Here is a 9,094-nt window from a genome sequence, read left to right as displayed (position 1 = left end):
CCCTGTTAGCTGATTGGTCAGTCGTAGTTTTTTAAAACTAAATAAAGTACTCCCAATGAAACTATTTCCCATATAATACTAGTAATAAATTGCAAATCAGAGCTATTCTCTGAAACCACCTTATCTGTTATAAATAGATATAATGAGTTTACTACAAGTGGGAATATTGAAATTAAAAAAACTGTAACTAATGCAAGTGTGCGAATTTTGGCTTCAGATCTCATTATGTACTCCTTTGGTTACTTGAATTTCCATTCCTTCATGTATTTGTCCCTCCAACAGCTTACCTTTGATGATTAAAGGATTTTCAGTACTTAATGTTTGAGTAACCTTAAACTGTGTCATCTATTCCTCCACCAAACTAGATAGGTATTCGACTATCCGGCCCCTTCAATCTCAGTGCAAGTTCAACATCATTAGTTTTGTAGCTTCTAATAAGAATCATGTGCGGAATGAATAACCCAGGTGGGTGAATACCAGCTCGAGAAAGAATGTTTTTTAGACGTTCAGGAGTGTATAAAATACTCCAACGCTTACTACCATCATCAAATGTTAAATTAACTTCATATGTATCTACCACGGAGTTATATCGTCAGCCTCGCTTCTGGTTGAGCTATAGTTACCAGTTTGCTTAGTTGATTATATGTCCATGCACCCATTCACATATTTGGACAGCCACTTCTTTTACCACCGTTTTAGAAGTATCGACTGTCGGCATTGGAGGGGTGTATGCTTTGTCAGCATTTTCAAGCAACCACTTTGCAAAAGATTTATGTTCCTGAATCAAATCCTCTGACCAATTTCTTGCACGTAATCGTAAATCACGTGTTTCATCGTTACAATGTAAGTTCAAAAAGTAAATATTATCCTTAAAGTATTGAAAATCCTCACACTTTTCAGCATCCCATGGCATTATCGTTCCGCATATTATAGATACTCGTCCACTAGCAGCTACATTTCTAGCAACACGAAACCAAATATTCTGAGCTTTATTCCAGTCATCGTCCCCTACCATTCTAAGAATAGAATCGAGTTCAAAAACATCAACATCTGGTAATAATTTTCTCAGTTCCATAGAAACTGCTGTCTTCCCTGTACCACTTGCACCTGTCACTATAAACAGCGGTATTTTTTCGTCCATGGTTCTACTCCCTCTAGTAATTTTTTTTATTCTCTACCTTAAAGGGAAACCCAGATTTTGTAAAGTTAAAAATTAATGGGATCAAAAAAGAGCTGCATCGAAGCAGCTCCCGCGCTATATTCACCGTTAGTTTAGTCTGTTTCCACTATATTGAAAGCCAATAACATAAGGATTCCTGTTACTATACTGCATTAATCGTAATTCCAAATGAGCCGTCCCTTTCTTATCTTGGCAGCATAGATGATTTGCCCACTATGAAAATGGACCTCTCTAAACATTGACATCATAAGATTAAGAGCTGTCGTCTCATTATTTACCTGGCTATATGTAAGAGGCGGACGATTAATGAAGGGTTGTGACATTAATAACTCAGGTCTGGATTTGAGATGTTCAAGGTATTTTATAAGTATATCAAAAGCATCCATGATCTTTTTTAAAGCTTGTTCTTTAGACATTTCTAACCCTTTTTCAAATTCTTTATCCCTTTCTCTTATGTCTGGAATATCCAGCAGAATAGTTTCGACTCGAGAGTGAACCGCACCTCTAATATGGGCAATTAGGTTAGCGATGCTGTTACTTTCCGATGTCGGTGAAGATGTAATGTCTTCTTGGGACAATTGTTCTATGGCTTGAAGTGTCCATTTCTTTTCTGACCTAAATTTAACTAGCATACTTTCAAGTAGCTCTAAGGCGATCTCCATTTAGAATCCTCCCAGTAATTAGGTATATGTATAATCATACAAAACGAATGTTCCCTAATTCAATCTATACTTGAACGAACAAAAAAAGAGCAGCCGCTAGGCAAGCTCCTCCACTATTCTTATCCTTTAACTCAAAGAAATAAATTCATTCCAGGAGCATCAGATTCTCTAGATTGAAATCCGAATTTTTCATAAAACTCTTTTTTACCTTTTGCGCAGGCTAATTGAACCCATCTAATACCATTGGTTTTACAATGTTCTAAAAGTTCGTTCATAATTCTTTTGCCGATTCCTCTATTTTGATACTCAGGTAAAACAATCATCTCACAAATAAAACATTGTATATATCCATCCGATACTAGGCGACCAGATGCTACAAGCTTCTCATTATCGTAAAGAGTTACGATATGCCAACTATTCTTTATTGCTTCATAAAGTATGTCAGCATTCCAAGTTCCTTTTGAATTCCATCCAGTAGTCTGAAATAAGTTATAATAATCAGCTTTACTAGGAATATCTGAGCGACAAGTAATACTCAAGTTTTCACACCCTATTTGTTATTTTATAATTCCTATAAGAAGTACTCTATCCATCCCTTCAACGATTATGCACTTCAAATATAGACCCCCTGTAACTGTACTAAAAGCAATATAATGGTCTTCTAACCAATAATCCGATTAAACGAGGTGTAATTGCCTACCTCATGCTATCGAAAACATCAAAGCCAAATAACCACAAATAACAAAAAACAACGCAGCTGAAACTGACCAAATAGCCATCTTCTTTTTCCAAGACCAGAGCAAACCACCTAAAATTGCAATGATCCCAGCTGCAGCAAGACATAGGCTTGCCACATTCGGGATAATTTCCATGTCTTCTCCTCTGCTCACATCGAAACCACTTATATACGTAAACCAAGGCAATGGTGGCCCATCATCGAGAATTGTTGTTAGATCCCCGTGAGGAGGCTCTTGCTGACCCATGAATGCTGTAACTACGAGCAATATAATAATAACAATGCTTTCAGCTCTCATCCAGGACAATGTTTTATTACTTTCTTTACGTAACAAAAATGTATTAATGAGTGCCAAAGCAATTATCGGAACGATTAAAAGATGTTTGATTAGCATAGCTTGACCGAACGATGTAATCCAAGAGCTTACATAATAGGGAGATAGTCTGCTCATTAACAATAACCCTGCTATGATGTTTAGAGAGACACATACAATTGCCATTGGTGAAAACCACTTCAGAAATGGAGACCAGTTCTTAAGTTCGACTGTAAACCACCCCACAACAAAAAGTACACCAATCCAAACCATGGCACTAACAAAATGGGTCGTATGCGCTGCAAAGCCAGACCATCCATACAAAGAGGCGGAATGGCTCGCATATCCAAATGCAATAAGCAAAATCAATGTTAAAATGGGAATCGCTTTCCATTTATACTTGATCGCCTTTGAGTTTGGTTTTAAACCCAAGAAAAGTAACATTACCATAGCGGTTATCACGGTCGTAAACCAGGCATTACCAATTTTATAGTCACTTAGCACCGTAAAGAGTAAATAGGGAATGTCATACCCTAGAATTTCCTTATAGAAAACAATGATTTTTATCACCTGAACAAGCGATAGTAAGACAATTCCAAGTAAAACCCATGTCAAGGTATTATCTGAGATGTGATAACGGGGCTTTTTATTGTCAGGTAAAAGGGCAAGAATACTTACACCAGTAAGGATTGCGTAGCAGCAATAAAGCAGAGCTTCCGATAATACATAGAGCAACTACTTTTTCCTCCTAGCTAATAACAGAATAACAAGCGCAATAATTACTAATGCACTAATTCCTACATAAATTAGATAATTGGATGATGTAGATACTTCCTCAACTTCTGTAGCACTTGGAGACGGTGTGCTAGTAGGTACAACTGTTGCAGACGGTGAAGGTGAAGTCTTTAATTCTGTTTGTGCCTGCTTGTCCCCTTCTCTTTGCACCGAAAAAGAGTACTTCCCTTGAATCGGATGTCCATCCTCACCGACAATGGTCCACTGTACTTCATAAGTGCCGTTTGATAATGGTTGACTCAAAATCCCTGTCATAACCTTCTCTTTAAGCAGTAATTTATCTAATTTAATCTCCTGTTTTTTGCTATCAAACAACTTAAATGTACTTAAGCTCTCCAGTTTACCTTCAAATGTTAGTGTGAGTTCTTTTAATTCATCCGTAACCACTGCATTTGCTGGAGGATTCGACTTATCAAATCCCGTATGAGCCAAGGCAGGATTTGAAAAAGATAAAGTCAAACTTACAAATAAAATACTCAATACCATGACTAGTTTTGCAAAAAGGCTACTTCTTTGAATAGTGAACATTAGATATCCCCCAAATATGAATTGATATTAGCTACTTACTTCCGCAGTCGTAACAATCGTAAGCTGTTTAAAATAACAAGCAATGCTGCCCCCGTATCACTAAAAACAGCCATCCATAATGTCAAAAGCCCAGGGAAAATAAGAAGCAAAGCTACGATTTTTATTATAATAGAAAACCATATATTCTGTTTAATGATCTGTACGGATTTACGGCTTAAATGAATCGTATGTGGTAATTTTTCAAGATTATCCGCCATAAGTACGATATCGGCTGTTTCCATAGCTGTATCGGTACCAGCACCACCCATCGCTATTCCAAGGTATGCAGTTGCAAGTGCAGGAGCATCGTTGATGCCATCTCCAACCATGGCGACAATGTGTCCTTCTTTTTGAAGCTTTTTGACAGCATTGACTTTATCCTCGGGCATTAATTGCGCAAAATAACGGGTAACTCCCGTTTGAGAAGCAACTTTGTTAGCTGTCCCTTCATTGTCACCTGTTAACATGACAACTTGATGGATACCAACAGCTTGGAGTCCTTTAAGAGCTTTCACGGATGTACTACGAATAGCATCCGAAACAGCAATAACACCTATTATTGTCTCGCTTGTCCCTATAATCACAATTGTATTTCCTTCTTGTTGAAGGGATAAAATTTGTGGTTCCAGCACTTCTAAAGTAGTACTGAGTTCCTTGAACAATTTCATGTTTCCTGCAAAGTATTCACTATCTCCAATCCATGCGCTGACACCTTGGCCAACGATATTTCTGAATGTTTCACCTCGAAGAACAGGGACACCCTTATCATTGGCGTACTCAACAACTGCCTTGGCAATAGGGTGAGTCGAGTATTCTTCTAGCGTTCGAGCAATCGCAAGCAACTCGTTTTCACTTGTTCCTGTTAGAACAACTTGAGATACCTTCGGTTTTCCCTCGGTTAGCGTACCCGTCTTATCGAAGGCAATTGTTGAAATCCTTCCTGCTATTTCTAAAAATGCACCACCTTTGATCAGTACCCCATTCTTAGCTGCATTTCCTATGGCTGAAACAATGGCTACCGGTGTTGAAATGACCAAAGCACAAGGACAGGCGATAACTAACAATTCTAACCCTTTATAAAACCAATTTCCCCAAGTTCCATAATCAAGTAGTGGGGGCAGAAACATCACAACAAGTGCAAGAATAAACACAATTGGCGTATATATACGGGCAAATGTATCTACAAATGCTTCTGTTGGAGCTTTCTGCTCTTGCGCTTCTTCTACAAGGTGAATGATTTTGGATATGGTCGTATCTTCAACAAGTTTAGTTACCTTAATCTCCAATGATCCATGTTCGTTTATTGTACCTGCAAATACACTATCGCCAATATGCTTATCGACTGGAATGGATTCGCCTGTAATCGGCGACTGATTGACACTTGATTCCCCAGCAATGACAAGTCCATCTAACGGAATTTTATCCCCTGGTTTAATAACAATAACATCAGCAATAGAAATTTCCTCTACAGGTTTCCTGATAAGCTCCTGACCCATTTTTACGAACGCTTCTGGAGGGGCCAGATCAATTAAACTTCGAATTGAATTTCGGGTCTTCTCAATAGACATTGTTTGCAGTACATTTCCTAGTGCAAACAACCAAACAACTGTAGCTCCCTCTAGCCATTGACCAATTGCCGCGGCACCTAGAACAGCTGCTGTCATCAATACATTCATATCCAGTGATCGGCTTTTCACTGCATAATAGGCGCTTCTGGCTGGCTTATAACCACCGATGATAATGGATATACCGTAAAGTAGTGTAGTAAAGTTTGGTGATACATTTGTGTAAGAGCCAATCCAACCAAAAAGAAGTAGAACTCCTGAAAATACAATTAGATTCCTACCTGAGTTATCTTTTTTAGATACTGTATTCTTCTGATTTCTCGAAACAAGGGATGCTTTATAGCCGGCTTTTGATATTTCTTTAATGACGTCTTCTACGGAGATATCATGCTCAGCTATCATTTTACCGGTTGAGAAATTGACACTTGCACTTGTGACTGAAGGAAGAGATTTTAGATGATTTTCTATCGTCCGTGCACAGGAACTGCAATCCATTCCTTCGATGACATAGATTTTTCCTTTACCCATTATCTGTTCGCAGTTTGTATCTGAGCAACAAGAATCTTTATTCTCATTATCTACACTCATTTTGTCCACCTCTTTACTTATTACTGCAACAATCCAATTGATCATTTTTATCACAAGCAGCTACTTCCTCTTCAACTTGCATGAAAACATCTTCCATAATGCTTAAAAACTGTTTGATTTGCTCGTTTCTGAGGCTGTAATACACATATTTCCCCTCTTGCCTTCCAACGATAATTCCACAGCCCTTTAAACATGTAAGATGTTGAGAGATATTTGATTGATTTCCTTGAATTTCTTCAATGATTTGGGAGACTGTTTTTTCTTTATCTTTGATGCAATCCAAGATTTGAAGCCTAGTTTTATCACTAAACCCGCGCATGAATTTGGCTTTAACATCTAATTGATTTTGAATCATTTTGGTTTCCTCCAACTAAATAGTTTTCACTAATATGATTATTCATCATCATATTAGCTGACTCTAATATATGTGTCAAATTAAACCCCCATCTTTGGAATGGGGGTTTGGTATTTATATTGGCATAGGCGTTTTTGTTGGACTTGAATATCCCTTTTTATAAGTATTATCAATCGTTTCACGAATTTCTTTTAATGATTTTCCATCCTGCTTCATTTTTATGGACTGGACAGCAATTTGTAAGCAAACTCCACAGCGAGTACCATGGTCATCCCATACGACGGAACCATCCTTATTAACCTCTTTTACAAAACAGTTCATATTGCTGGTATGCCCAGCACTTTCTCCACATCCACAATAACAAGGTATCCATTTCAATATATCAGTTGCCCGTCCCGAAGCTTCATAGACTAATCGAATTTGCTCTGTCTGTCCTTTTAAGAAGGTTGGCAACACATTGACTGATGCCGTTTTCTCTTGTAGATCACCACTAGCATGCTCCTGGTGTTCTGAATGGTCTTCGTCTGATGTAACTTTTTGTGAACCACATGCAGTAAGTACTGCCGCCATAGATAATACAATCATCATTTTCTTTACCGAATGTTTCATTGCTTCACCTCATATATTAGCTTTTTCTAATATATCACATTTTCTATGTGGCGCAGCCATTTTTAGCCAATGTTCATTAAATTGTATGATTTCATAGACTTTACCATCATATTAGTAAGATATAATATGTTCGAAACGGTTAAAAAATGGACTAATAGGAGAACGGAATTCAATGATATATGTAACGGAGACTTTACTGTACGTTTGTTTTTGCATCCTTACTGGGGGACAAATTTTAAGTCTGGTGCCTGAAGATAAAAGGCCTACAATCGAAATCCCCAATTGGCTGATCATTGTATGTGCAGCTGGAATAGCTCTATTATCTTTTGCTCCTGTATTTAAAATCATTGATTTCTTTGCCAAGGATTTTGGAGAGAGTTACTGGGTTATCGGAAAAGGCGTTCTTCTTGATTTTAAAATGGGACATGCATGGTTATATACCCTCTTTTTCTCTTGCGCTTTAATATTTATTAGGGTTCTGCGTGGATCCAAAAAAGATCCATTTGTAGATATCCTTGGCTTAATATTCACTCTAGGGTTGATTGGAGCTTTTGGCTGGGCTAGTCATTGTGCATCGAACTTTGCCATAAAAGGATTTATAACACATAGCACTCACTTTCTTGCTGTCTCCGTTTGGATCGGCATATTGCTAGTCGCAGCTTGGTTCTCGAAAGATCAGCAGCATTGGCAAGCTTTCTTCAAATGGTTTAGCCCTGTTGCCCTAGTTTGTGTATCTATAACAGTTGTTGCAGGACTTATTCTGATGAAATTTATTGTGCCAGAGTATTTAAATTCCTGGATGATTACATATGGACAAACATTACTAATCAAACATGTATTGATTATTCCTCTACTCGTTATTGCTTTTATGAATGGATTCCTTACCAAGCGCAAATTCGTATCAAATCCGAACTACGATCCAAAACCTTGGATCCGCGCTGAAAGTATAATGGCCATTCTTGTTCTATCGGCAACTTCAGTAATGGGACAACAGAATCCACCCCATGAGTTAAGTATTGAAAATACAATCAAATTGACACAACCATCTAGTTTATTTACTTTGTTTAATCAACTTCCTGCTGATTTTATGGTTAAAATCGGGGTGAATTTATGGAGTGTTGTTCTCCTGCTGCTAGCGGCACTGCTTATTTTCACAATGCTCTTTGTTTTTGTCAAAAGACAGAAAGCCTCAATGGCGGTCATCTGTATGGGTCTTATTCTTGCAGTGGTAACATATGTGGCAGTTATGGTTAGTGTGATATAGCGAAAGGAGTAAATGATTTTGTTGTTGACTATATTTATTTTTATTATTGCAGGACTTGCCGAAATTGGCGGCGGATACATGGTATGGCTATGGTTGCGCGAATCAAAGCCCCTCTGGTATGGTATCATCGGAAGCCTCATCCTTGTTGCTTATGGTATTATCCCAACGTTGCAAAGTTTCCCAACATTTGGTCGCGTCTATGCAGCATACGGTGGCGTGTTTGTTGTTCTTGCTGTACTCTGGGGTATGTTCGTCGATAAAAAAACACCCGATATGTACGATTGGATAGGCGCTTTTGTTTGCGTTGTAGGCGTGTCGATCATGCTATGGGCTCCAAGAAGTTAATAGATTCATAAATATTCAAAATCTCAAGCTACCACCAGGCTAAACTCCCGTTAACGGAGAAGGCTGCCGATCAATTGATCTCGGCAGCCTTCTCTTTTTGTATCCAAAAACTTAC

The 9,094-nt window shown here is 38.1% G+C and carries 11 protein-coding genes; 2 read left to right on the top strand and 9 right to left on the bottom strand.

Annotated elements, in window-relative coordinates; genetic code table 11:
• Positions 1 to 213: 213 nt before the first annotated feature.
• The 9 genes from GC096_RS39090 to GC096_RS15435 form a co-directional block, all read right to left on the bottom strand.
• Positions 214 to 345, bottom strand: a complete 132-nt coding sequence (locus GC096_RS39090) for a hypothetical protein (RefSeq protein ID WP_281366806.1) — start codon at positions 343 to 345, stop codon at positions 214 to 216.
• A gap of 286 nt (positions 346 to 631) precedes the next feature.
• Positions 632 to 1,141 (bottom strand): ATP-binding protein, encoded by a 510-nt coding sequence (locus GC096_RS15470; RefSeq protein ID WP_171631428.1) that lies wholly within the window; start codon positions 1,139 to 1,141, stop codon positions 632 to 634.
• A 191-nt stretch (positions 1,142 to 1,332) separates the two neighbouring features.
• Positions 1,333 to 1,842 carry a DUF1572 family protein gene (locus GC096_RS15465; protein WP_171631426.1) on the bottom strand — a complete coding sequence of 170 codons (510 nt, stop codon included), beginning with the start codon at positions 1,840 to 1,842 and terminating at the stop codon, positions 1,333 to 1,335.
• Positions 1,843 to 1,973: 131 nt separating this feature from the next.
• Complete coding sequence (locus tag GC096_RS15460) at positions 1,974 to 2,381, bottom strand: GNAT family N-acetyltransferase (RefSeq protein WP_171631425.1); 408 nt, start codon at positions 2,379 to 2,381, stop codon at positions 1,974 to 1,976.
• Positions 2,382 to 2,543: 162 nt separating this feature from the next.
• Complete coding sequence (locus GC096_RS15455; protein WP_171631423.1) at positions 2,544 to 3,626, bottom strand: CopD family protein; 1,083 nt, start codon at positions 3,624 to 3,626, stop codon at positions 2,544 to 2,546.
• A complete protein-coding gene (locus GC096_RS15450; RefSeq protein ID WP_171631421.1) occupies positions 3,627 to 4,214 on the bottom strand; it encodes a copper resistance CopC family protein in 588 nt (195 codons plus the stop codon). It lies immediately after the preceding gene.
• A gap of 35 nt (positions 4,215 to 4,249) precedes the next feature.
• A complete protein-coding gene (locus GC096_RS15445; protein ID WP_171631430.1) occupies positions 4,250 to 6,451 on the bottom strand; it encodes a heavy metal translocating P-type ATPase in 2,202 nt (733 codons plus the stop codon).
• Positions 6,420 to 6,761: an ArsR/SmtB family transcription factor gene (locus tag GC096_RS15440; protein ID WP_171631419.1), complete on the bottom strand. Its 342-nt coding sequence runs from the start codon at positions 6,759 to 6,761 to the stop codon at positions 6,420 to 6,422. Before GC096_RS15440 ends, GC096_RS15445 begins: the two co-directional genes overlap by 32 nt.
• A 114-nt stretch (positions 6,762 to 6,875) precedes the next feature.
• Positions 6,876 to 7,370, bottom strand: a complete 495-nt coding sequence (locus GC096_RS15435; RefSeq protein WP_171631418.1) for a PCYCGC motif-containing (lipo)protein — start codon at positions 7,368 to 7,370, stop codon at positions 6,876 to 6,878.
• A 172-nt stretch (positions 7,371 to 7,542) separates the two neighbouring features.
• Between GC096_RS15435 and GC096_RS15430 the strand changes: the two genes are divergently transcribed.
• On the top strand, positions 7,543 to 8,634 hold the full coding sequence (locus GC096_RS15430) for a CopD family protein (protein WP_171631416.1): 1,092 nt from the start codon (positions 7,543 to 7,545) through the stop codon (positions 8,632 to 8,634).
• A 12-nt stretch (positions 8,635 to 8,646) separates the two neighbouring features.
• The gene (locus tag GC096_RS15425) at positions 8,647 to 8,979 is read left to right on the top strand and encodes a YnfA family protein (RefSeq protein ID WP_376769504.1); all 333 of its coding nucleotides are present in this window, start codon (positions 8,647 to 8,649) and stop codon (positions 8,977 to 8,979) included.
• The last annotated feature ends 115 nt before the right edge of the window (positions 8,980 to 9,094 follow it).

It is taken from the genome of Paenibacillus plantarum (assembly GCF_013141695.1).
GTDB classification, from domain to species: domain Bacteria; phylum Bacillota; class Bacilli; order Paenibacillales; family NBRC-103111; genus Paenibacillus_E; species Paenibacillus_E plantarum.
Note: the sequence above shows the minus strand (reverse complement) of the source record. Positions and strands in the feature narration are given on the sequence as shown.